This is a genomic window from Rhodoblastus acidophilus (assembly GCF_900187365.1).
Classification (GTDB): domain Bacteria; phylum Pseudomonadota; class Alphaproteobacteria; order Rhizobiales; family Beijerinckiaceae; genus Rhodoblastus; species Rhodoblastus acidophilus.
The window spans coordinates 146565-167606 of sequence record NZ_FYDG01000003.1; the positions used below are offsets into that span (position 1 = coordinate 146565).

20 protein-coding genes are annotated in these 21042 nt (G+C 65.3%); 9 read left to right on the top strand and 11 right to left on the bottom strand.

Features of this window, described 5'->3' with window-relative positions:
• Nucleotides 1-54: 54 nt before the first annotated feature.
• The 8 genes from CFB24_RS08980 to CFB24_RS09015 form a co-directional block, all read right to left on the bottom strand.
• The gene (locus CFB24_RS08980; protein ID WP_244593147.1) at nt 55-294 is read right to left on the bottom strand and encodes a formate dehydrogenase subunit delta; all 240 of its coding nucleotides are present in this window, start codon (nt 292-294) and stop codon (nt 55-57) included.
• Nucleotides 291-1130 (bottom strand): formate dehydrogenase accessory sulfurtransferase FdhD, encoded by an 840-nt coding sequence (gene fdhD, locus CFB24_RS08985; protein ID WP_088520263.1) that lies wholly within the window; start codon nt 1128-1130, stop codon nt 291-293. Before fdhD ends, CFB24_RS08980 begins: the two co-directional genes overlap by 4 nt.
• Entirely contained in the window at nt 1117-3951 is a 2835-nt protein-coding gene (gene fdhF, locus CFB24_RS08990; RefSeq protein WP_088520264.1) for a formate dehydrogenase subunit alpha, read from the bottom strand. The genes fdhD and fdhF overlap by 14 nt, the downstream gene beginning before the upstream one ends.
• 9 nt (nt 3952-3960) lie before the next feature.
• A complete protein-coding gene (locus tag CFB24_RS08995) occupies nt 3961-5520 on the bottom strand; it encodes a formate dehydrogenase beta subunit (protein ID WP_088520265.1) in 1560 nt (519 codons plus the stop codon).
• Entirely contained in the window at nt 5517-6002 is a 486-nt protein-coding gene (locus CFB24_RS09000) for an NAD(P)H-dependent oxidoreductase subunit E (protein WP_088520266.1), read from the bottom strand. Before CFB24_RS09000 ends, CFB24_RS08995 begins: the two co-directional genes overlap by 4 nt.
• Before the next feature lie 135 nt (nt 6003-6137).
• Nucleotides 6138-6443, bottom strand: a complete 306-nt coding sequence (locus tag CFB24_RS09005; protein WP_088520267.1) for a hypothetical protein — start codon at nt 6441-6443, stop codon at nt 6138-6140.
• A gap of 69 nt (nt 6444-6512) precedes the next feature.
• Nucleotides 6513-8537 (bottom strand): squalene--hopene cyclase, encoded by a 2025-nt coding sequence (gene shc, locus CFB24_RS09010; RefSeq protein WP_244593148.1) that lies wholly within the window; start codon nt 8535-8537, stop codon nt 6513-6515.
• Nucleotides 8538-8618: 81 nt separating this feature from the next.
• The gene (locus tag CFB24_RS09015; protein WP_141098398.1) at nt 8619-9044 is read right to left on the bottom strand and encodes a hypothetical protein; all 426 of its coding nucleotides are present in this window, start codon (nt 9042-9044) and stop codon (nt 8619-8621) included.
• A gap of 131 nt (nt 9045-9175) precedes the next feature.
• Here CFB24_RS09015 and ilvD point away from each other — a divergent pair, with 131 nt between their 5' ends.
• The gene (gene ilvD / locus CFB24_RS09020) at nt 9176-11017 is read left to right on the top strand and encodes a dihydroxy-acid dehydratase (protein ID WP_088520270.1); all 1842 of its coding nucleotides are present in this window, start codon (nt 9176-9178) and stop codon (nt 11015-11017) included.
• On the opposite strand, the gene CFB24_RS22505 is transcribed toward ilvD, so the two are convergent.
• A complete protein-coding gene (locus CFB24_RS22505; RefSeq protein ID WP_141098399.1) occupies nt 10960-11337 on the bottom strand; it encodes a hypothetical protein in 378 nt (125 codons plus the stop codon). The genes ilvD and CFB24_RS22505 overlap by 58 nt on opposite strands.
• 70 nt (nt 11338-11407) lie before the next feature.
• On the opposite strand from CFB24_RS22505, the gene CFB24_RS09025 reads away from it, so the two are divergent.
• The 8 genes from CFB24_RS09025 (at nt 11408) to CFB24_RS09060 (ending at nt 19079) form a co-directional block, all read left to right on the top strand.
• Nucleotides 11408-12226: a hypothetical protein gene (locus CFB24_RS09025; protein ID WP_141098400.1), complete on the top strand. Its 819-nt coding sequence runs from the start codon at nt 11408-11410 to the stop codon at nt 12224-12226.
• Nucleotides 12227-12467: 241 nt separating this feature from the next.
• Entirely contained in the window at nt 12468-12782 is a 315-nt protein-coding gene (locus CFB24_RS09030) for a DUF485 domain-containing protein (RefSeq protein WP_088520272.1), read from the top strand.
• Nucleotides 12782-14473, top strand: a complete 1692-nt coding sequence (locus tag CFB24_RS09035; RefSeq protein WP_088520273.1) for a cation acetate symporter — start codon at nt 12782-12784, stop codon at nt 14471-14473. Before CFB24_RS09030 ends, CFB24_RS09035 begins: the two co-directional genes overlap by 1 nt.
• A 60-nt stretch (nt 14474-14533) precedes the next feature.
• Nucleotides 14534-16324: a DUF294 nucleotidyltransferase-like domain-containing protein gene (locus CFB24_RS09040; protein ID WP_088520274.1), complete on the top strand. Its 1791-nt coding sequence runs from the start codon at nt 14534-14536 to the stop codon at nt 16322-16324.
• 10 nt (nt 16325-16334) lie between these two features.
• Nucleotides 16335-17003, top strand: a complete 669-nt coding sequence (locus CFB24_RS09045; protein WP_088520275.1) for a 3'-5' exonuclease — start codon at nt 16335-16337, stop codon at nt 17001-17003.
• Nucleotides 17004-17067: 64 nt separating this feature from the next.
• Nucleotides 17068-17838 (top strand): enoyl-CoA hydratase, encoded by a 771-nt coding sequence (locus CFB24_RS09050; RefSeq protein WP_088520276.1) that lies wholly within the window; start codon nt 17068-17070, stop codon nt 17836-17838.
• Nucleotides 17839-18225: 387 nt separating this feature from the next.
• Nucleotides 18226-18603 (top strand): helix-turn-helix domain-containing protein, encoded by a 378-nt coding sequence (locus tag CFB24_RS09055; protein WP_158255179.1) that lies wholly within the window; start codon nt 18226-18228, stop codon nt 18601-18603.
• Between the two features lie 239 nt (nt 18604-18842).
• Nucleotides 18843-19079, top strand: a complete 237-nt coding sequence (locus tag CFB24_RS09060) for a hypothetical protein (protein WP_088520278.1) — start codon at nt 18843-18845, stop codon at nt 19077-19079.
• A gap of 5 nt (nt 19080-19084) precedes the next feature.
• On the opposite strand, the gene CFB24_RS09065 is transcribed toward CFB24_RS09060, so the two are convergent.
• Nucleotides 19085-20071, bottom strand: coding sequence for an NAD(P)H-quinone oxidoreductase (locus CFB24_RS09065; RefSeq protein ID WP_088520469.1), 987 nt, complete (start codon nt 20069-20071; stop codon nt 19085-19087).
• 16 nt (nt 20072-20087) lie between these two features.
• Nucleotides 20088-20837, bottom strand: coding sequence for a sulfite exporter TauE/SafE family protein (locus CFB24_RS09070; RefSeq protein WP_088520279.1), 750 nt, complete (start codon nt 20835-20837; stop codon nt 20088-20090).
• Nucleotides 20838-21042: the final 205 nt, after the last annotated feature.

Sequence of the window (21042 nt, forward strand, 5' to 3'; positions counted from 1 at the left end):
CCAATTGCGGCCGGATTTCCGGTCCGTTTTTGAAATCCGCTTTGAAAACGGCGTCTAGAACGCCTGCGCCTTTCTTCGCTTCACCAATCCGCGCGCCGCCTCCAGCGCGGCCGGCTCCAGCGTGCGGCCGCCCGCCGCCGCCAGAAAATCCTCGCGCATTTTCGGGGTCCAGAACTTGTTGATATGGCCGGCGATGGCCTCGGGCGCCGTCGCGCCCGAACTCTTGTAGAAATCGGCGATCTGGCCCGCCATGGTCAGCAGCTTCGCGCTGGAATCGTGGGCGATTTCGTTCATGAGGCGGTCCTGTGCTGCGAAAGATCGGAACGGGCGACGTCTCCGGCGAAAACCGCAAAACTGTCGGCGCGCGCCACGGCGGCCAGCGTCAGGCCCAACGCTTCGGCCCGCGCGATGGCGAGGCTGGTCGGCGCGGAAATGGCCGCCAGCAGCGGGGCGCCGAAAAACGCGGTTTTCTCGACCATTTCGAAGGATGCGCGGCTGGTGACGACGACAAAACCGTTTTGGGCGCGCAAACCTTGCCGCAGCGCCGCGCCGATACATTTGTCGAGCGCATTGTGCCGCCCGACATCCTCGCGCGCGATCAGGATGACGCCGTCGCGGTCGCAAAAGGCGGCGGCGTGGACGGCGCGTGTGAGCGCGTTGAGCGGTTGGTTCGCGGAAAGGTTTTTGAGCGCGGCGAACACCGCCTGGGCCTCGACCGGCGCCGCCGGCGCCAGCCGGCGCGCCTGCGGCAGCATGGCCTCGCTCTCGACGCCGCACAGCCCGCAGGAGCTGCGTCCCTCGATGGCGCGGCGTCGGGCGAGATGCCCGCGCATCTTTTCCGGGGCGAGGCGCATGTCCACGGCGACGCCCTGGCCCCGCGCGGCGACGTCGAGGGCGCGAATGTCCTCCACGCCCGCGATCAGTCCCTCTGTAAGGGCGAAGCCGAAGGCGAAATCCTCGACGTCGCCGGGGCTGGCCATCATCACCGCATAGGGCACGCCGCCGAACAGAAAGCTCACCGGCGTTTCCTCGGCGACGGCGCGCGCGCCGTCATGCGTCAGCCCGCCGGCCTCGAACACCTGTGTCGCCGCCTCGCGCGCGGGAAAAGCAAAAAGCTCACTCGGCGGCATTCGCGCCCTCCAGCAGCCGCAGGGCGACGTCCTCATGCGCGTTGCGCCGCTGCCAGTCCGACAGCGAATTGGTGCGCCGCACCTCCACCGCCGTCACCTTGTATTCCGGGCAATTGGTCGCCCAATCGCTGTTTTCCGTGGTGACGACATTGGCGCCGGAGCCGGGGTGATGGAACGTGGTGTAAACCACGCCCGGCTGCATCCGCTCGCTGATCTTGGCCCGCAACGCCACATCTCCGGCGCGCGAGGCCACCGACACCAGCTCGCCATCGAGAATGCCGCGCTGCTCGGCGTCGAACGGGTGGATTTCCAGCACATCCTCGGGATGCCACGCCGAGTTCTCGGTGCGCCGCGTCTGCGCGCCGACATTATATTGCGACAGGATGCGCCCGGTGGTGAGGATCAGCGGGAAGCGCGGCCCGCTGCGTTCGCTGGTGGGCACATATTCGGTCAACATGAACTTGCCGGCGCCGTTGACGAAACGCTCGACATGCATCATCGGCGTGCCCTCGGGCGAAGCCTCGTTGCACGGCCATTGCACCGACCCCATTTCGTCCAGCTTGGAATAGCTCACGCCGGCGAAGGTCGGGGTCAGCGCCGCGATCTCGTCCATGATTTCCGATGGATGATTGTACGCCATGGGATAGCCGAGCGCGGTCGAGAGTTCGCAGATCGCCGCCCATTCGTCCTTGCCCGACAGCGGCGTCATCACTTTTCGCACCCGGTTGATACGGCGCTCGGCGTTGGTGAAGGTGCCGTCCTTTTCGAGGAAAGACGCGCCCGGCAGGAACACATGCGCGAATTTGGCCGTCTCGTTCAGGAACAGGTCCTGCACCACCACGCATTCCATGTTCTTCAACGCGGCCGAGACGTGATTGGTGTTCGGATCGGATTGCGCGATGTCCTCGCCATGCACGAACAGACCCTTGAAATGCCCGCCGAGCGCCTCGTCGAACATGTTGGGGATGCGCAGGCCCGGCTCGTCATCGAGCTTTAACCCCCAGCGCGTCTCGAAGGCGCCGCGCACCTCGTCGTTGCCGACATGGCGATAGCCCGGCAATTCGTGCGGGAACGACCCCATGTCGCAGGAGCCCTGCACATTGTTCTGCCCGCGCAACGGATTCACGCCGGCGCCGACATGGCCGATATTGCCGGTGGCCATGGCGAGATTCGCCAAAGCCATCACCGTGGTCGAGCCCTGGCTGTGCTCGGTGACGCCGAGGCCGTAGTAGATTGCGGCGTTTTTCACGCTGGCGTAGAGACGCGCGGCCTTGCGCAGTTCGGCGGCGGGGACGCCGGTGAACTGCTCGCTGTATTCGGGCGAATTCTGCTCCAGCGCGATAAAGCGCGCCCAGGATTCAAACGCGTCGCGGTCGCAGCGCGCGGCGATATAGTCCTCCCTCAGCAGCCCTTCCGTCACGATCACATGCGCCAGCGCATTGACCACGGCGACATTGGTTCCGGGCAGCAATTGCAGGTGATGCGCCGCCTGAACATGCGGCGAGCGCACGAGGTCGATGGCGCGCGGGTCGATCACGATCAGCTTGGCGCCTTGCCGCAGCCGCTTCTTCATCCGCGAGCCGAACACCGGATGGGCGTCGGTCGGATTGGCGCCGATCACCAGAATGACGTCGGCTTCGTCCACCGACTTGAAATCCTGCGTGCCCGCTGAGGTGCCGAGCGTCACCGACAGGCCGTAGCCGGTCGGCGAATGGCAGACGCGGGCGCAGGTGTCGATATTGTTGTTGCGCAGCGCGGCCCGCACCAGCTTTTGCAGCACGAACACTTCCTCGTTGGTGCAGCGCGAGGAGGAAATGGCGCCCACGGATTCCCGGCCATATTTGCTCTGGATCCGCTTGAACTCGGACGCGGTATGCGCGATGGCCTCGTCCCACGAAACCTCGCGCCACGGGTCGGTGATCCTCTCGCGGATCATCGGCTTGGTCTTGCGGTCCTTGTGGGTGGCGTAGCCATAGGCGAAGCGGCCCTTGACGCAGCTATGGCCCTCGTTCGCCTGGCCCTGCTTGTACGGGACCATGCGCACCAGTTGCTCGCCGCGCATTTCCGCCTTGAACGAACAGCCGACGCCGCAATAGGCGCAGGTGGTGACCTTGGAATGTTCCGGCTGTCCCTCGGCGATCACGCTCTTTTCGATCAGCGTTGCTGTCGGGCAGGCCTGCACGCAGGCGCCGCAGGACACACATTCGCTGGTGAGGAAATCGGTCGGCCCGGATGCGATGCGCGAATCGAAGCCGCGTCCGCTGGCGGTCAGCGCGAACGTGCCCTGCACCTCCTCGCAGGCGCGCACGCAGCGATAGCAGACGATGCACTTGGACGGATCGTAAGTGAAGTAGGGGTTGGACTCGTCCTTGGCGTCCTTCAGATGGTTGGCGCCCTCGCCATAGCGCACCGCGCGCAGGCCGACCTCGCCCGCCGTATCCTGCAACTCGCAATCGCCGTTGGCGGCGCAGGTCAGGCAATCGAGCGGATGGTCGGAGATGTACAGCTCCATCACGCCGCGCCGCAGCTTTTGCAGCCGCTCGGTCTGGGTGCGCACCACCATGCCGTCTTCGGCGGGCGTGGTGCAGGAGGCCGGCGTTCCGCGCCGGCCTTCGATTTCAACCAGACACATGCGGCAGGAGCCGAAACTTTCCAGCGAGTCCGTGGCGCACAGTTTGGGGATTTTCACCCCGCGCTGCGTCGAGGCGGCCATCACCGATGTCCCCTGGGGCACGGTGACCTGCTCGCCGTCGATGGTGAGCGTGACGGTTTGGTCGGAAACGCGGATGGGCGTGCCGAAGTCCAGTTCCTTGATCAGCATGGAACGCTCCTATTCGGCTGCGGTTTTGTGCGCGACGGGGGAGAAATCTTCCGGAAAACGGTTCAGGGCGGAGAGCACGGGATTGGGGATCAACCCGCCATGGGCGCAAAGCGATCCCGCTGTCATTACGTCGCAAAGGTCGCGCAGCAGCGCGATGTTCTGCGGAATCCGCTCGCCCGCCACGATGCGCTCGACCAGCTCGCCGCCGCGCGTCGCGCCGATGCGGCAGGGCGTGCATTTGCCGCAACTCTCGTCGGCGCCGAAGCGCAAGGCGAACCGCGCCATGCGCGCCATGTCCACGGTATCGTCGAACACGACGATGCCGCCATGGCCGAGCATGGCGCCGTTGGCCGCCAGCTCCTCGTAATCCATCTGCAAATCGAGTTGCGACTCGGTGATATAGGCGCCGAGGGGGCCGCCAATCTGGATGGCGCGGATCGGTCGCCCCGAGGCTGTGCCGCCGCCGAACCCCTCGACGATCTCGCGCAAGGTGATGCCGAAGGCGAGTTCGATCAGCCCGCCGCGCTTGACATTGCCGCCAAGCTGAACGGGCAGGGTGCCGCGCGACTTGCCGCTGCCGAAATCGGCGTAAGCCTGTCCGCCCTCGGCGAGAATGAACGGGATCGCCGCGAAGGACAGCACGTTGTTGACCAGCGTCGGCCGCCCGAACAGGCCGTGCAGCGCCGGGATCGGCGGCTTGGCCCGCACCAGCGCGCGCTTGCCCTCCAGGCTTTCGATCAGCGCGGTTTCCTCGCCGCAGATATAGGCTCCGGCGCCGATGCGCTGTTCGAGATGGAAGTGTTTTCCGGGACCGAAGGCGTCGTCGCCGATCCAGCCGGCCTGTTCCGCCAGCTCCATCGCCCGCGCCATGGTTTTCGCGGCATGGGGATATTCCGAGCGCAGGTAGATGAAGCCCTTGGAGGCGCCGACGGCATAGGCGCCGATGGCCATGCCCTCGATCAGCATGAAGGGGTCGCCTTCAAAGATCATGCGGTCAGCAAACGTGCCGCTGTCGCCCTCATCGGCGTTGCAGATCACATATTTGCGGTCGGCTTGCGCGTCGTGGACCGTCTTCCATTTGACGCCGGTGGGGAAACCGGCGCCGCCGCGTCCGCGCAGGCCGGAGGCGCGGACTTCCTCGACCACTTCGGCGGGCGATATCTGCAACGCCCGCCGCAGCCCCTTGAGCCCGTCATGAGCGGCGTAATCGTCGAGCGACAGCGGATCGACCACGCCGCAGCGGGCGAAGGACAGCCGCTGCTGCTGCTGCATCCACACCATGTCGGCGACGGGGCCGAGCCTGAGCCGGTGCGCGCCGCCGGCCAGCGCGCCGGTCTCGAACAGCCCGGCGACATCCTCGGGCCGCACCGGGCCGAAGCCGACCCGGCCCTGCGGCGTTGCGATCTCGACCAGCGGCTCCAGCCAGAACATGCCATGCGAGCCGGTCCGCTTGATCTCCAGCGACACGCCGTGCGCCAAAGCCTCGCGCCGGAACGCGTCGGCCACCCGATCCGCGCCGAGCGAGAGCGCGGCGGCGTCGCAGGGAATGTAAACGGTCAGGGCGGTCATCGGGCCGCTCCTTCGCGCGCGGCGCGAGCGTGCAGGGCGGCCAGCGCCTCGTCGGTCAAAGCGCCGAAAATCTCGCCGTCATACAGGGCGTTGGGGCCGAGCGCGCAATTGCCCAGGCAATAGACGGTCTCGACCTCGACGCCGCCGTGGAAGCCGCCGTCGATGCGGCAGCCCGTCGCCTGCTCGAACCGCTCCGCCAAATCCTCGGCGCCGCGCGCCTGGCACGCCTCGGCGCGGCACAGTTTTATCGTGCGCCCGAGCGGCTTTTGCCGCTTGAAATCCTTGTAAAAGCTCAGCGTCCCGAACACTTCCGCGCGCGAAACGTTGAGCGCCCCGGCGATCAGTCCGACCGCGCGCGCGTCGACATAGCCGAACGTCTCCTGCAATTCATGCAGGATCGGCAGCAGCGGCCCTTCCAGGCCGGTTTTCGACGCAATGATGTCTTGAGCGCGGGATTCGTCCCACGACAATTGTGTTTCCATCCCTGAAGTCCTGCATTTTTTATGATTTTGCAGATTGACAGGATCAGAACGCAAAGGCCGGTTCGGCGCAAATCAATTGTTTCAAACGCATGATAGGCAGCGTCTATCATGCGGTGGTAAACCTCGGCCGTCGCTCTATTGCAACCGCACCTGTTCGGCGCCCGCCGCGCGCAGGGCGTCGGTCACGATTTCCGTCTGTTCGTCGTCACATTCGACGGAAACCTCGATGGCGCCAGCCAATTCCGGCTCCTTGTCGTTCGTCAGATCCTCGGCGCCATAATGGCCGCTCTCCAGATCGGCGCCAGCGACGCGGGTGCCCGCGCTGTTGGCGGCGCCCTCGGCCACGACGAAAATATCGGTCCGCTCCAGACCGTGTTCCTGCACCAGATGCTCCACCGCGCGTTCGGCGTCGCGGCGGGTGGCGAAATGTCCGATGATCATGCGGCGCTCCCTTGGCGCGGGCTTAAGCCCGCGCGGCGCGACAACGCCCGGAACGCGCGTCCGTTCCGCTCAAATGCGCCGGATGGCGCGGGAAAGGGCCATCAGCGGGAAATAATGGCAGTACATGCCGTAACGCAGCATGAAGGCGCGCGACAGCTCCGGCCCCTGTTTCAGCCGCTGCGCCAGCAGGGGATCGTCGAGCCGGATCGTCTGCCCCACGCCATAGCCGGGGAAGCCCGTGCCGGTGAAGTGCGGCTCCGGCCACGTCCCTTCGCGCTGGTTTTCCAGCAAATACTGGCAGCCGCGCTCGATGGACTCGCGGTCCTGCGCGCGTCCGACGGCTAGCAGCGCCATCAGCGCCCAGCCGGTTTGCGACGCGGTGGCCTCGCCGCGCCCGGCCTGATCCGCCTGCATGTAGGAGGCGCAGCTCTCGCCCCAGCCGCCATTGGCCTGCTGGCGCGAAACCAGCCAGTCGCAGGCGCGGCCGATATACGGTTGCGTCATGTCCTCGCCGATGGCGGCGAGCGCCGGCAGCACCGCGCCGGTTCCATAGAGATAATTGACGCCCCAGCGCCCGAACCACGGGCCGTCCGCCTCCTGCTGCTCGCGGATGTAGCGCAGCGCCCGGATCATCGACGGATGCTCGCGCGAAATCCCCAGCTTGCCGAACGCCTCGACGACATGGGCGGTCACGTCCACCGAGGGCGGGTCCAGCGCCTCGCCAAAATCGCAGAACGGGATTTTGGTGAGGATTTTCCGGGTGTTGTCCTTGTCGAACGCGCCCCAGCCGCCACTTTGGCTCTGCATGGCGATCAGCCAGTCCACGCCGAGCTGAATCGCCTCCTCAATGCCGCGCGCCTTCCACTTTTCCTGCGTGCGGAACGGGACCAGCGCGATCAGCGCCACGGCGGTGTCGTCGGTGTCGGGATAGCAATTGTTGGCGTATTCGAACGCCCAGCCGCCCGGCTGAACCTTGGGCAGTTTTACCGACCAGTCGCCGGGAACGCGCACCTGCCGCCGCAGCAGCCAGTCCACGGCTTTGTCCGCCGCCTCGCTGTCGAGCGCCTCGGCGTCGTCGAAGGCCAGCAGCGTCAGCATCGTGTCCCAGACCGGGCTGTTGGTGGCCTGGATGAACGTAGCGTCGCCGACATCGACGCGCCAGCCGGGATCGTTGAGCGCGTCCAGCCCCTTGGCCAGCACGGGATGGGTGACGGGATAGCCCTCCGTCTTCAGCGCCATCAGGCTGTAGATCCACGGCGGCTGGATGCCGCCCCAGGCCCCGTCGGCGTCCTGGTGCTTGACGATCCATTCCAGCACATGCCGGACGGCGGCGGAGCGCAGGCCGCCGAGGCCGGTGAGATGGCCGAAATCCTGCAGCCCATGCAGAATCTTGTCGGCGCGGCGGAAGAACCGGTCCCAGAGATCCGGCTGCGGCTTGGCCGGCAGCGCATAGTCGAAGGCGTCGCGCCCCTCGGGGAACAGGGCGTCGAGCCGGTTTTGCGGCGGCAGCGGCCGCGACGGGCGCCGCGCCGACAGCACGGTGATCGGCACCAGCGTCGCGCGCGCCCATTGGGCGAAATGGTAGATGTTGAAGGGAAACCACAACGGGAACCAGATCACTTCCGGCGGCACGTTGGGGGTTTTCTCCCACGGCCATTCGCCGATCAGCGCTAGCCAGTAGCGGGTGAAGACGCGGATGTTCTTCAGGCCGCCCTTGGACTCGATCCAGGCCTGCGCATTGAGCAGGGCGGGGTGGCCCGCCGCATAGCCCGAGCAGCGCAGCGCCGCATAGGCTTCGACGGTGGTGTTGATGTCGCCATTGGGCGCGCCGTAATAGATCTCCCAGGCGCCGTCGGGCCGCTGCGTGTCGAGCAGCGACTGGGCCAGCCGGGCGCAGAGCGGATGATCGTCGAGGCCGAGGAACCACAGCGCGAGGCGCCATTGCGCCTCCATGCAGCTGTTGGATTCGGCGCGGCCGACCCAATGGCCGTCCGGCTTCTGGCGTTCGACCAGCCAATCCACCGCCGCGCGCACGCCGGAACGCAAGGCGGCGGCGAAATTATCCTGCGAGACGGGCGTATCGGCGACAGTCAAGGCTTCCCCCATGGAGCTTCAGCGGAGCGCGGCGTGGCGCCCGTTTCCCATAAACCCCGCGCCGCCGAAAGCCAACCTCGGCTATCGGCCCAGCACCAGCCCGTAGGAGGCGTCGAGCCGCAGGTGACGGTGATCGCCGTAGCTGTAGTCGCCCAGGGTGGCGTAGCCCGAATGATGGGCGTGGACCCGCCTGTGACACGTCCGCCGAGTGTAATAGGTCTGCTGTACGTAATGAACGCGCCGCACCGCCCGATAGGTCACCACCGGCACGAGCCGCGTCGTCACTACCGGGCGCAGCGCATGATGCGGAACCAGCCGAACATGATGCGGCGCCGGGCGACACGTCGTCTCGCAGCACGTGACGCATTGGGCCTGGGCCGGACCGGCGCCGGCTAATGCCGCCAGGCCGATGACCGCGGCGAGGAGGGCTGTCTTGATCATGAAATCCGCTCCTGTCGAAATGGGCGAAACCGGCGCTATCGCGCCGATCCAAATCCTTTTCGCCACAGTTCGCCAAGCCGGGCGCGCCGTCAAATCAATCGTCGCGGCGTGCTTAACCTAATTCGCCGCGTGGACGGGCGGCGCGCAAAGATGTAGGACACGCCCAACCGAATAATAGTCCAGGATCCAAGAGAAACATGCCCGCCTATCGCTCCCGCACTTCCACCCACGGCCGCAACATGGCCGGCGCGCGCGGCCTCTGGCGCGCCACCGGCATGAAGGAGGGCGATTTCGGCAAGCCGATCATCGCCGTGGTCAACAGCTTCACCCAGTTCGTGCCCGGCCACGTCCATTTGAAGGATTTGGGCCAGCTGGTGGCGCGCGAGATCGAGGCCGCCGGCGGCGTCGCCAAGGAATTCAACACCATCGCCATCGACGACGGCATCGCCATGGGCCATTCCGGCATGCTCTACAGCCTGCCCTCGCGCGAGATCATCGCCGACAGCGTCGAATATATGGCCAACGCCCATTGCGCCGACGCTCTAGTGTGCATCTCCAATTGCGACAAGATCACGCCCGGCATGCTGATGGCGGCGCTGCGCCTCAACATTCCCGCGATTTTCGTCTCCGGCGGCCCGATGGAGGCCGGCAAGGTCGTGCTCTCCACCGGACCGAAGAAGGTGGATCTGATCGACGCCATGATCGTCGCCGCCGATCCCAAGACCAGCGACGACGACGTCACGGCGATGGAGCGTTCGGCCTGCCCGACCTGCGGTTCCTGCTCCGGCATGTTCACCGCCAACAGCATGAACTGCCTGACGGAAGCGCTGGGCCTGTCGCTGCCGGGCAATGGCACGGTGGTCGCCACCCACGCCGACCGCAAGGGCCTGTTCCTGGAAGCCGGCCGGAAAATCGTGGACCTGTGCAAGCGTTATTACGAGCAGGACGACGAGAGCGTGCTGCCGCGCAGCATCGCCACCTTCAAGGCGTTCGAGAACGCCATGACGCTCGACATCGCCATGGGCGGCTCGACCAACACCGTGCTGCACCTGCTCGCGGCGGCTTACGAAGCCGGGGTCGATTTCAAGATGGCCGACATCGACCGGCTGTCGCGCCGCGTTCCCGTGCTGTGCAAGGTCGCCCCCTCGGTGGCCAACGTCCATGTCGAGGACGTGCATCGCGCCGGCGGCATCCACGGCATCCTCGGCGAACTCGACCGCGCCGGTCTGCTCAACCGCGACGTCCATTCCGTCCATGCGGAGAGCCTCGCCGCCGGTCTGGCCCAATGGGACATCAAGCGCACCGACCGCGCCGAACTCGACACGTTCTACCGCGCGGCGCCCGGCGGCGTGCCGACGCAGGAGGCGTTCAGCCAGCAGGCGCGCTATGAATCCGTGGACGCCGACCGCGAGACTGGCGTGATCCGCAGCGCCGACCACGCCTTTTCCAAGGACGGCGGCCTCGCGGTCCTGTTCGGCAATCTGGCCGAAGACGGCGCCATCGTGAAGACGGCGGGCGTGGATGCGAGCATTCTGAAATTCACCGGCCCGGCCGTGGTTTACGAAAGCCAGGACGAGGCGGTCAAAGGCATTCTGTCCGGCGCGGTCAAGGCGGGCGATGTGGTGATCATCCGCTACGAAGGCCCGCGCGGCGGCCCGGGCATGCAGGAAATGCTCTATCCCACCAGCTATCTCAAGAGCATGGGGCTGGGCAAAGCCTGCGGGCTGATCACCGACGGCCGGTTTTCCGGCGGCACCTCCGGTCTGTGCATCGGCCATGTCTCGCCCGAAGCGCAGGAGGGCGGCCTGATCGGCCTGGTGGCCACCGGCGATTCCATCGTGATCGACATTCCCAATCGCGTGCTGAAGCTCGACGTCGCCGAGGACGAATTGCAGCGCCGGCGCGCCGCCATGGAGGCCAAGGGCAAGGCGGCCTGGAAGCCGGTTTCGCGCGAGCGAAAAGTCTCGGCGGCGCTGCGCGCCTATGCCGCCATGACCACCAGCGCCGCCAAGGGCGCCGTGCGCGTCGTGCCGGAATAAGCGATCGCGCCTGCTGTTGCGTCAATTCGGCGGGGACGCCCCAGCGTCCCCGCTTTTTCTTTTGTAAGGCTCAGGGTGTTGAAAGCGCGTCGTTTTTGGCGGGCGATGCGCGGAGTGGGTCGATGTGGGCGTGCGAATACAGCTGTCTGTGTAAGTAAAACAAAATAAATAACGTAGATGTAGAAAAAATTCTGGTTTAACCATTCACTGCGAAGTTTCTCCTTTGCGATGCGGCATGTCGATCTAAAATAATAATCCATTAATCGGTGATGTTTTACTTCGACCCAGGTTTTCTCTATGGGTTTGGCTATGAGCACCACGCAAATTTCCGAATCTGAGCCCCGCGAGGTTGACGTTCTCCCGCGCGCCGTCGAGGCGCAGGGAGACGCCATGCCGTCGGCGCCGCAGCCTCAGGCCGGCGCGCGCGACATCCAACCGGCCCCTGAGCCGGTCGCCCGCGACGCCGCCGCGCCGGCGTCGGCGGAAGCCATCGCGCTGGAAATCGTCGAGCCGCCGGCGTCGACCGAAGCCGCCATCGACGACAACCACATTCAGCGCCGGTTCGCCGCGCGCAAGCTGGCCCGCGAGCAGGAGCGCAAGAAGCGGGAGGCCGAGGAGGAGCTGGAGCGCCACCTGCTCGAGCGCGCCATGCGCGCCAAGCCCAAGGCCGAAATCGTCGAGGAGCCGTCCGTCTGGGCGCAGGCCTGGACCGATCTGCTGGCGTTGCTCAAGTCCAAGCGATTCCACCACGGATTGGCCTATGGGGCGCTCGCCCTCATGGTCGGCGTGGTCGGGTACTCCGGCTATCAGTTCAACGCGGAGCACGTCGCCGCGGAACTGCGCAGCCGCTGTGAGGAAAACAACATGACATATGCGAGCGGCTCGAAGGTCTATTGTTACGACGACCGTCGCTTCGCTCACCAGATCACCGAATCCGGCGTCGCCGGCCGGATGAATCTCGATTGGAAGATCAACGAGCGTCTGCTGCGCATGGCCATCAGGGCGGCCGACCGCGCCTCGGCGCAGGCGGCCCGGCCGGTCGAATTGGCCGCGATCGCCGACAAGCCGGCGGGCGCGATCCCCGTCGTCGTCAAACCGGCGCAAGTCCCGGCGCCGGTTCCTCCCACGGTTGCGGAACAGGTGGATTTGGCGCCTGACACGGTCTCCGATCTCGCGGCGCAATTGATGCGCACGCCAAAGGTGTACTGACCCGCCGCGTCAACCTGTCCGGCGCTGTTTGTCATCAAAGCGAAATCTCCTTCGCGCCTCCGGCGAAGGGGGCTTTGCGGCTGCCGGCCGCGTGTTCAACGAAGTGCTAGCTCACGCGACGCCGGCCGTTACGCTAGACAGGTTGCAGACTTGCGTGGGGAGAAACCGCGGGCGAAGCGCCTGCGCGCAATGCCCAAAAAGGTTCACCCGCGCGCGTCTTGGAATACAGGGAGGAGCCTTCATGGCTGCAAGTGCGTTAGAAATTGAAAAGAATCCGAAATTCCGTGCGTTGGTCGCTGCGCGCAAGTCGCTCGGCTGGACGCTTTCGATCGTCATGCTGGCGATCTACTTCGGCTTCATCCTGCTCGTCGCCTTCAACAAGGAACTGGGCAACCTGCTCGGCGCGCCGCTCGGCGCCGGTTCCGTCACCACCGTCGGCATCGTCATCGGCCTGGGCGTGATCGTCTCCGCCTTCATCCTCACCGGCATTTACGTCCTGCGGGCCAACGCCAAATATGACGAATTGACCCGTCAGATCGTCGAGGAGAGCAAGTGATGCGCCTCGCCTCTCTCCCCATCGGCGCCGCGCTGGCCGCTCTGGTCTCGCCCGCCTTCGCCGACGCCATCGCCGGCGGCGCCCAGAAACAGGCCACCAACTGGGCGGCTATCGGCATGTTCGCCCTGTTCGTGCTGTTCACGCTGGGCATCACCTATTGGGCGGCCAAGCGCACCCGCTCCGCCGCGCAGTTCTACACGGCGGGCGGCGGCATCACCGGCTTTCAGAACGGCCTCGCCATCGCCGGCGACTATATGTCCGCCGCCTCGTTCCTGGGCATTTCCGGCCTGGTCTATAGCTCGGGCTTCGACGGCCTGATCTATTCGGTGGGCTGGCTGGTCGGCTGGCCGATCGTCACCTTCCTGATCGCGGAGCCGCTGCGCAACCTTGGCAAGTTCACCTTCGCCGACGTCGCCTCGTTCCGCTTCCAGCAGGCGCCGATTCGCATCATGGCGGCCTGCGGCACGCTGGTGACGGTCGCGTTCTACCTGATCGCGCAAATGGTCGGCGCGGGCTCGCTGATCAAGCTGCTGTTCGGCCTTGACTACGCTTATGCGGTGGTCATCGTCGGCGTTCTCATGATCGTTTACGTGACCTTCGGCGGCATGGTGGCGACCACCTGGGTGCAGATTATCAAGGCCTGCCTGCTGCTGGCCGGCGCGACCTTCATGGCGGTGATGGTGCTGGCCAAGTTCGGCTTCTCGCCGGAAGCTTTGTTCGCCAAGGCCACCGAAGTCCATCCCAAGCATCTGGCGATCATGCAGCCCGGTTCGCTCATCAACAGCCCGCTGTCGGCGATTTCGCTCGGCCTCGCGCTGATGTTCGGCACGGCGGGCCTGCCGCACATCCTGATGCGCTTCTTCACCGTGTCCGACGCCAAGGCGGCGCGCAAGTCGGTGTTCTACGCCACCGGCTTCATCGGCTATTTCTACATCCTGACCTTCATCATCGGCTTCGGCGCGATCGTGCTGGTCTCGACCAATCCCGAATTCCTCAACGCGGATCTGATCGCCAAGGGCAAGTCGGGCATCGAGGCCATCAAGGGCGGCAACAACATGGCGGCGATCGACCTCGCCGGCGCTGTTGGCGGCGACATCTTCCTGGGCTTCATCTCGGCGGTGGCCTTCGCCACGATCCTCGCGGTCGTGTCCGGGCTGACGCTGGCGGGCGCCTCGGCGATTTCGCACGACCTCTACGCCACCGTGTTCAAGAACGGCAACGCCAACGAGCAGGACGAAATCCGCGTCTCGAAAATTGCGACCATCGTGCTCGGCGTCGTCGCCGTGATCCTTGGCATCGTGTTCGAGAAGCAGAACGTCGCCTTCATGGTGGGCCTCGCCTTCTCGATCGCGGCCTCGTGCAACTTCCCGGTGCTGCTGATGTCGATGATGTGGCGCGGCATGACCACGCGCGGCGCGGTCTATGGCGGCTTCTTCGGCCTGATCTCGGCGCTGGTCGGCGTGATCTTCTCGCCGGCGGTGTGGGAAGTCACGCTGGGCTATGCGAAGGGTTCGGCCGCGTTCCAGATCTCGAATCCGGCGCTGTTCTCGATGGCCATCGCCTTCTTCAGCATCTGGCTGTTCTCCAAGCTCGACCGCAGCCGTCGCGCGGGGCAGGACAAGGCGGGTTTCGATCCGCAATATGTGCGCTCGCAGACCGGCATCGGCGCCGCCGGGGCGGCCTCGCACTGACGAAAACTTCCCCTCTCCCTGTAAACGGGGAGGGGGGAACATTTTCCCCAGAGATTTGCCATGAGCGTGCTTCTCGACACGTCGGCGGCCCCGTTCGACCGGTTGACGCCGGACGAGGCCGAGGAACTGCAATCGGCGCTCGACATCCATTACTACCGGCCCGGCGCGACCATTCTCGCCGAGGGCGCCAAGCCCGAAGGGCTTTATCTCGTCGTCAAGGGCTGCGTCGAGGAGCGCCAGCAGGGCGAGCCGGTGGCCATGCTCGGCCCCAAGGATTTCTTCGACGCGCGCGCGGTGGTGCAGGGCGCCAGCGTCAGCGCCTTCGTCGCCACGGAAGAAACCCTCTGCGCCATCGCGCCGCGCGCCGAACTGGTGCGTCTGATCAACGCCAATCCGCGCTTCGGCGCCTTCTTCTATCTCGACATCACCCGAAAACTCGACGCGCTGGCCGGCGAGAGCGAATCCAGCCAGTTCAGCTCGCTGATGCACGCGCGGGTGCGCGATTTGCAGATGGCGCCGGCTGTGGTGATCTCCGCGACCGAAAGCCTGAAGGCGGCTGGCGAAAAAATGCAGGCGATCGACTGCAACGCCCTGCTGGTGCGCGACGGCGAGCGGATGGGCATCGTCACCGGCATGAATCTCGCCAAGGCGGTGATCCTCAAGGACATGGCCACCGACGCGCCGGTGGGACGCATCGCCCATTTCGATCTGGTCGCGGTGACGCCCGACGATTTCGTTTCGCATGTGCTGTTGCTGATGACCAAGCACAACAAGCGCCGCGTCGTGGTGCGGCAGGACGACGCTTTTGTCGGCATTGTCGAGGACATCGACCTGCTCGGCCATTTCGCCGGCAATTCGCAACTGGTCTCCAACCGCATCGACCGCGCCGCCACGCTCGACGAACTCGCCGCCGCCGCCCGCCAGATCGCCGATCAGATCAAGCCGCTGCGCCGTCAGGGGGTGAAGGTGCAGGTGGTGGCGGAAATTGTCTCCGACCTCAACCGCCGTCTGTTCGCCAAACTGTTCGAGCTGACCTGCCCGCCGGAAATCGCCGGCAAAATCTGCCTGATCGTGATGGGCAGCGAGGGGCGCGGCGAGCAGACAGTGCGCACCGACCAGGACAACGGCCTGATCCTGGCGGAGCCGCTCGACCGCAGCCTGCTCGACAATTTCCGCGAAAGATTCTCAGCCGCGCTCCAAAAATTCGGCTTTCCGCCCTGTCCGGGCCATGTGATGGTCAGCAATCCGCTGTGGGTGCGCACCGTCGATGAATATGTCGCGGATTTCAGCCGCTGGACGGCGACGCCGGACAATGACTCCGCGATGAATGTCGCGATTTTCTATGACGCGACGGCGGTCGCCGGCGACGCCACGCTGCTGCTGGACGCTAAATGGGCGCTGCTGCAAAAGGCGCGCGGCGAGCGCGTTTTCCTCGCCCGCTTCGCCGCGGCGGTGCTGGCGTTCGAGCCGCCGATCGGTCTGTTCAACAATCTGAAACTGGCTGGCGGCGAGGGTCTCGACGTCAAGAAAGGCGGCATTTTCCCCATCGTCCACGGCGTGCGCGCGCTGGCGATCGAACAGGGGCTGGAGGAGACCAATACGTTCGAGCGCCTCGCCAAACTGGCGGAAAAGGGCCTGCTCAAGGAGGATTTCGCGCGAGGGCTCGCCCAGGCGCTCGACTATTTGCTGACGCTGCGGCTCGACGCGCAGCTCGCGGCCTCCGACGCCTCGAACCTGTACCGGCCCGGCGCGCTGACCAGCATGGACCGCGACCTGCTGCGCGACTCGTTCCAGCAAGTGAAGCAATTGCGCGATCTGGTGCGCCGCCGCTTCAACCTCAACATGTTCTGAGGCGAAAAACATGCTGCGCTGGCTGATGCGGCAGATGGACAGGGTGGCGTTGCAGGACCGCTCCTACATGTTCCTGTTCGAGCCCGGCCCCGAGGGCGAATATGTCTCGATCGACTGCGAGACCACCGGCCTCGACCGCGGGCGCGACGAGATCATTTCGGTGGCGGCGATCCGCATCAAGGACGATCAGATTCTCGCCAGCGAAAGTTTTCGCGCCATCACCCGTCCGCGCTGCGCCATTTCGCCGGAGGCGATCAAGGTCCATGGTCTGCGCGAGCAGGATGTGGCGCAGGCCCCGATCATGAACGAGGTGCTGCCGGACCTGCTGCGTTTCATCGGCGGGCGCCCGCTGGTCGGCTATTACATCGCCTTCGACCTGGACATGCTCAACAAGCATGTGGCCGAACTGATCGGCGTCGAACTGCCCAACAAGACCGTGGAAGTGTCGAACATCTACTACGGCCTGAAATATGGCGACGCGCCGCCCGGCACCCAGGTCGATCTGAAGTTTTCCAGCATTTTGAGGGATTTGGGCCTGCCGCTGTTCAACCAGCACGACGCCCATTCCGACGCGCTGATGACGGCGATGATCTATGTCGCGCTGCGCGATCTCAAGGCGCGCGGCGTGCGGATCGCGCGTCCCCGCCACACGCCGACGCAGGACTATCCCGGAGGGTAGGACCCCCGGTTTCGCGGCGCAGAATCATGGTCTAGAAGCATTCCATTAACCATGGGAGCCCTCCTTGACCGACATCACCTTGTACGAACAGCGCGGCGAGATCGCCCATTTCGTCTTCAACCGGCCGCAGGCGCGCAACGCCCTGACGTTTGAAATGTACGAGCATCTTTATCAGGCGGTGCTCAGGGTCAATGAGGACAGGACCGTCAAGGCGCTGCTGATTTCCGGCGCCGGCGGAAAAGCTTTCGCGGCGGGCACCGACATCGCCGAATTCCGCGCGCTGAATTCGGACCAGGACTGCATCGACTACGAAACCAAGATCGAGCGCATCCTGTCGGCGCTGGAGCAGTGCCGCGTTCCGACCCTCGCCGCCATCGCCGGCGCCTGCACCGGCGGCGGGGCGGCCATCGCCGCCTGCTGCGACCTGCGTCTCGCCGCCAGCGACGCCAAATTCGGCTTCCCCATCGCGCGCACCCTGGGCAATTGCCTGTCGGTGGCCAATTACGGCCGTCTCGTCCATCTGATCGGCGCGGCGCGGGTGAAAGACCTGATCTTCACCGCGCGGCTGATCGGCGCCGAGGAAGCGCGGATGTTCGGGCTGGTCGGCGAGATCGTCGCGCCCGAGGCGCTGATGGCCCGCGCCGAGGAACTGGCGAAGACGGTGGCGGGCCATGCGCCGCTGACGCTGTCGGCCACCAAACAGGCGCTGCTGCGCCTGCGCCCGCCGATGGAGACCGGCGCCGATCTGGTGGTGATGTGCTACCGCAGCCAGGATTTTCAGGAGGGCATGGAGGCGTTTCTCGCCAAGCGCCCGCCCAACTGGACCGGCGCATAAGCTGGCGACGCCTGGGCCGGAGGTCCAGGCGCTTCGTTGGGCGCGGGTGTGGTTTCGACCGTCGGTTTGGCGGCGCGCATCCGCGTCTCCCATGCAACGCGTCAGCAATCCTTAAGTTTACGTGCGTAATAGATTCCGTTGGTCATCTGACTAACCAAAGTAATGCTGATTCCGTACGTCAGAATATGTTGAAATTCACGATTAAAATACGATTAAGTTGCGGTGAATAATGTTTCGAATATGGTCGGCTCATGGAAGCTTTGCTTCACGATAAAAACGAAAAGCCAAGTTCTTTGGTTAATCGGCGACGCATATCGGCGCGCTGAAACGGAAACTCTGTTGAGTCCCGGCCCGAGATCTGCTTTCGACAGCGAGTTGAGAGTAACCATGATGCCTGACATCAATCCCATCGATAAACATGTTGGCGGTCGCCTGAGGACTCTGCGCGAGGCGCGGGGACTGTCGCCGGAAGAACTGGTGCGCGCCGGCCGCCTCAGCATCGACCGGCTCGAGCGGCTCGAGACCGGCCGCGAGCGTCTCAACGTCGACGACATGCGCCGCCTGTGCGACGTGCTCGGCGCCAGCCCGGCGGACTTCTTCGTCGGCCTCAATGACGGGGGCAGATCGGCGCCGCCCGGCGGCGATCTCTCGATTGAGGACGAGGGCCGGTTGCTGCTGGCCGACTTCCGCCGCATCGCCGATCCCAAAAAGCGCCGCATGCTGATGATGCTGGCTGGGGCCTTCGCTCAAGAGAACGCCAGGTGAGACAACGCCAGGCGCGAAAATGCGAGTTGAGAAAATGCCAAGCGGGAAAGCGGCAAGGGAACGCCATGCCCGGCCGCTCCGCGTCTTGCAGCGGCCGCTCCGCGCTTGGGAGCGGCCGCGATATCAAGACGCCCGGCCGCGGAAATTTCCGCGATCCGATCAAATTTTATTGAGTTTCTGAAAGCCGCCTTCGTCGCTAAGAGTCACGCTGTCGCCAATGCCAAAAGGTGGGGTGGATCATGGCGCAACCGGTGTTTCAGACCAGCAATCTCGATGTCGCCTTGACCAAGGCGGAAGCCGGGTGCGACGTCGCCTATACCGGCCCGTTTGACGGCGTCTTCCGCTATGAAAGCGTGCGGCGCAAGGCGTTGCGCGCGCGAGAGAGCATCGCTCGCGCCACCGCCGCCGAAGATTTCCAGTGCGTCCTCGAACGCCTGGTCGAGGACGCCCGCCGCCAGAAGAGCGGGCTGAACTGACGGGTTCAGCGCCCCGTGGTGAGCACGATCTTGCCCAGGTGCGCCGAGCTTTCCATCAGCTCGTGCGCCTGACGCGCCTGATCGAGAGGGAAAGTCGCGTGCAGCCGGGGCGCGGCGGCGCCTGAATCCAGCAGCGGCCACACTTTTTCGCGCAACGCCGAGGCGATGGCGGCCTTGGCGGCCAGCGGGCGCGACCGCAGCGTGGAGCCGGTCAGCGTCAGCCGCTTCAGCATCACGCTCATGAAATCGAAATCCTTGACCTTCGATCCCTGCAGGAAGGCGATCTGCACCAGCCGTCCATCAGGCGCCAGCGCCTGGACATTGCGCTGCAGATAGGGGCCGCCCACCATATCCAGAATGACATTCGCGCCCTTCTTGCCGGTCTTTTCCTTCACCACGGCGACGAAATCCTCGTCGCGATAGTTGATGGCGACGTCGGCGCCGAGGCCGAGGCAGAAATCGCATTTCTCCGGCGAACCCGCCGTGGCGAACACCCGCGCGCCAAAATGTTTCGCCAGCTGGATGGCGGTCGAACCGATGCCGCTGGAGCCGCCGTGAACCAGAAAAATCTCGCCGGGACGCAGCGCGCCCCGCGTAAACACATTGTCGTAAACGGTGAAAAACGTCTCGGGAACGCCGGCCGCCTCGATCAGCGACAGCGGCGCGGGTTTCGTCAGGCAGAGCGCGGCCTCGGCCACGCAATAATCGGCGTAGCCGCCCGAGCCGACCAAAGCGCAGACCTCGTCGCCGGGACGCAGCGTCTCGACGCCTTCGCCCAGCGCGACGATGCGCCCGGCGATTTCAAGGCCGGGAATCTGGCTCTCGCCGGGGGGCGGCGGGTAAAGGCCGGCGCGCTGGATGCAGTCGGGCCGGTTGACGCCCGCCGCGACCACCTCCACCAGCACCTGTCCCGCCGCCGGGGCGGGGATTTCGGCCTGCCGCAGCCGGATCACTTCCGGGCCGCCGGCGCCCTCGAAAAACACTTCACGCATCAGCGACATGGCGACCTCACAGGGTTTTCAGATAAAAATGCAGGCTGAGGACCAGCCCGATGCAGATAACGAAAAGCCGGACATAAAGCGGCTTGATGCGCGACCCCGCATGGGCGCCGAGGAAGCCGCCCGCGATCGAGCCGGCGGCCATCACCACGGCCTCCAGCCAATAAATCTTGCCGGAAAACAGGAATACGCCGGTGGCGGTGAGGTTCATCAGCGTGGCCAGCGCCATTTTCAGGCTGTTCATCAGCAAGATGTCGCGCAGGCCGTAGAGCGTCAGCGCCGCCAGCATCAAAATGCCGATGCCGCCGCCGAAATAGCCGCCATAGATCGCAACGAACACCTGCGCCGTCAGCACGCCGGCGGCGCCGAGCAGCGGCTTGTCGGTCTGCTTCGGCATGAACATGCCAAAGGCGAACACCAGCGTCGCCCCGAGCAGCAGGAAGGGGACGAGTTTCGCGAACACCTGTTCGGAGGTCGAAAGCAGCAGGATGGCGCCGAACAGGCCGCCGACCAGCGAAATCCAGGCGAGCTTGTGGCCGTCGATGCGGGGATCGTCGAGCGACTGCCGCAGCGTTTTGCGATAGGCGAACGTCGTGGCGACCTGGGCCGGGAACAACGCGAGCGTGCTGGTGGCGTTGGCGGCGATGGGCGAAAGGCCCGCGGCGATCAGCGAGGGGAAGGTCAAAAATGATCCGCCGCCCGCCAGCGCGTTGATGAAACCGGCGGCGAGCCCGGCGAGAAAGATCAGCAGCAACGACATTCGGGCGGCGAAGCTCCGGCGGGAAGGCGCCCTTTTCGGGCGGGGCGGGGCGGTTTCCCGCAGCTTTTAGGCTGTGCGCGGCCGGATGCGCAAGGGCCGGCGCGCATGGCGCCGCCGCGCGACGGTTGAATGTTTCACCCGGCCTGTTTAATCATCGGGTTCACCGGCCGGGTGAAATTTCCGGCGATTCGAGACAGGCCCCGGC

Excerpts from the sequence above, each read along its gene's own strand:
- CFB24_RS08980 (WP_244593147.1), bottom strand. The coding sequence starts at position 294 with ATGAACGAAATCGCCCACGATTCCAGCGCGAAGCTGCTGACCATGGCG.
- fdhD (WP_088520263.1), bottom strand. The coding sequence starts at position 1,130 with ATGCCGCCGAGTGAGCTTTTTGCTTTTCCCGCGCGCGAGGCGGCGACA.
- fdhF (WP_088520264.1), bottom strand. The coding sequence starts at position 3,951 with ATGCTGATCAAGGAACTGGACTTCGGCACGCCCATCCGCGTTTCCGAC.
- CFB24_RS08995 (WP_088520265.1), bottom strand. The coding sequence starts at position 5,520 with ATGACCGCCCTGACCGTTTACATTCCCTGCGACGCCGCCGCGCTCTCG.
- CFB24_RS09000 (WP_088520266.1), bottom strand. The coding sequence starts at position 6,002 with ATGGAAACACAATTGTCGTGGGACGAATCCCGCGCTCAAGACATCATT.
- CFB24_RS09005 (WP_088520267.1), bottom strand. The coding sequence starts at position 6,443 with ATGATCATCGGACATTTCGCCACCCGCCGCGACGCCGAACGCGCGGTG.
- ilvD (WP_088520270.1), top strand. The coding sequence starts at position 9,176 with ATGCCCGCCTATCGCTCCCGCACTTCCACCCACGGCCGCAACATGGCC.
- CFB24_RS09025 (WP_141098400.1), top strand. The coding sequence starts at position 11,408 with ATGCCGTCGGCGCCGCAGCCTCAGGCCGGCGCGCGCGACATCCAACCG.
- CFB24_RS09030 (WP_088520272.1), top strand. The coding sequence starts at position 12,468 with ATGGCTGCAAGTGCGTTAGAAATTGAAAAGAATCCGAAATTCCGTGCG.
- CFB24_RS09035 (WP_088520273.1), top strand. The coding sequence starts at position 12,782 with ATGCGCCTCGCCTCTCTCCCCATCGGCGCCGCGCTGGCCGCTCTGGTC.
- CFB24_RS09040 (WP_088520274.1), top strand. The coding sequence starts at position 14,534 with ATGAGCGTGCTTCTCGACACGTCGGCGGCCCCGTTCGACCGGTTGACG.
- CFB24_RS09045 (WP_088520275.1), top strand. The coding sequence starts at position 16,335 with ATGCTGCGCTGGCTGATGCGGCAGATGGACAGGGTGGCGTTGCAGGAC.
- CFB24_RS09055 (WP_158255179.1), top strand. The coding sequence starts at position 18,226 with ATGATGCCTGACATCAATCCCATCGATAAACATGTTGGCGGTCGCCTG.
- CFB24_RS09060 (WP_088520278.1), top strand. The coding sequence starts at position 18,843 with ATGGCGCAACCGGTGTTTCAGACCAGCAATCTCGATGTCGCCTTGACC.
- CFB24_RS09065 (WP_088520469.1), bottom strand. The coding sequence starts at position 20,071 with ATGCGTGAAGTGTTTTTCGAGGGCGCCGGCGGCCCGGAAGTGATCCGG.
- CFB24_RS09070 (WP_088520279.1), bottom strand. The coding sequence starts at position 20,837 with ATGTCGTTGCTGCTGATCTTTCTCGCCGGGCTCGCCGCCGGTTTCATC.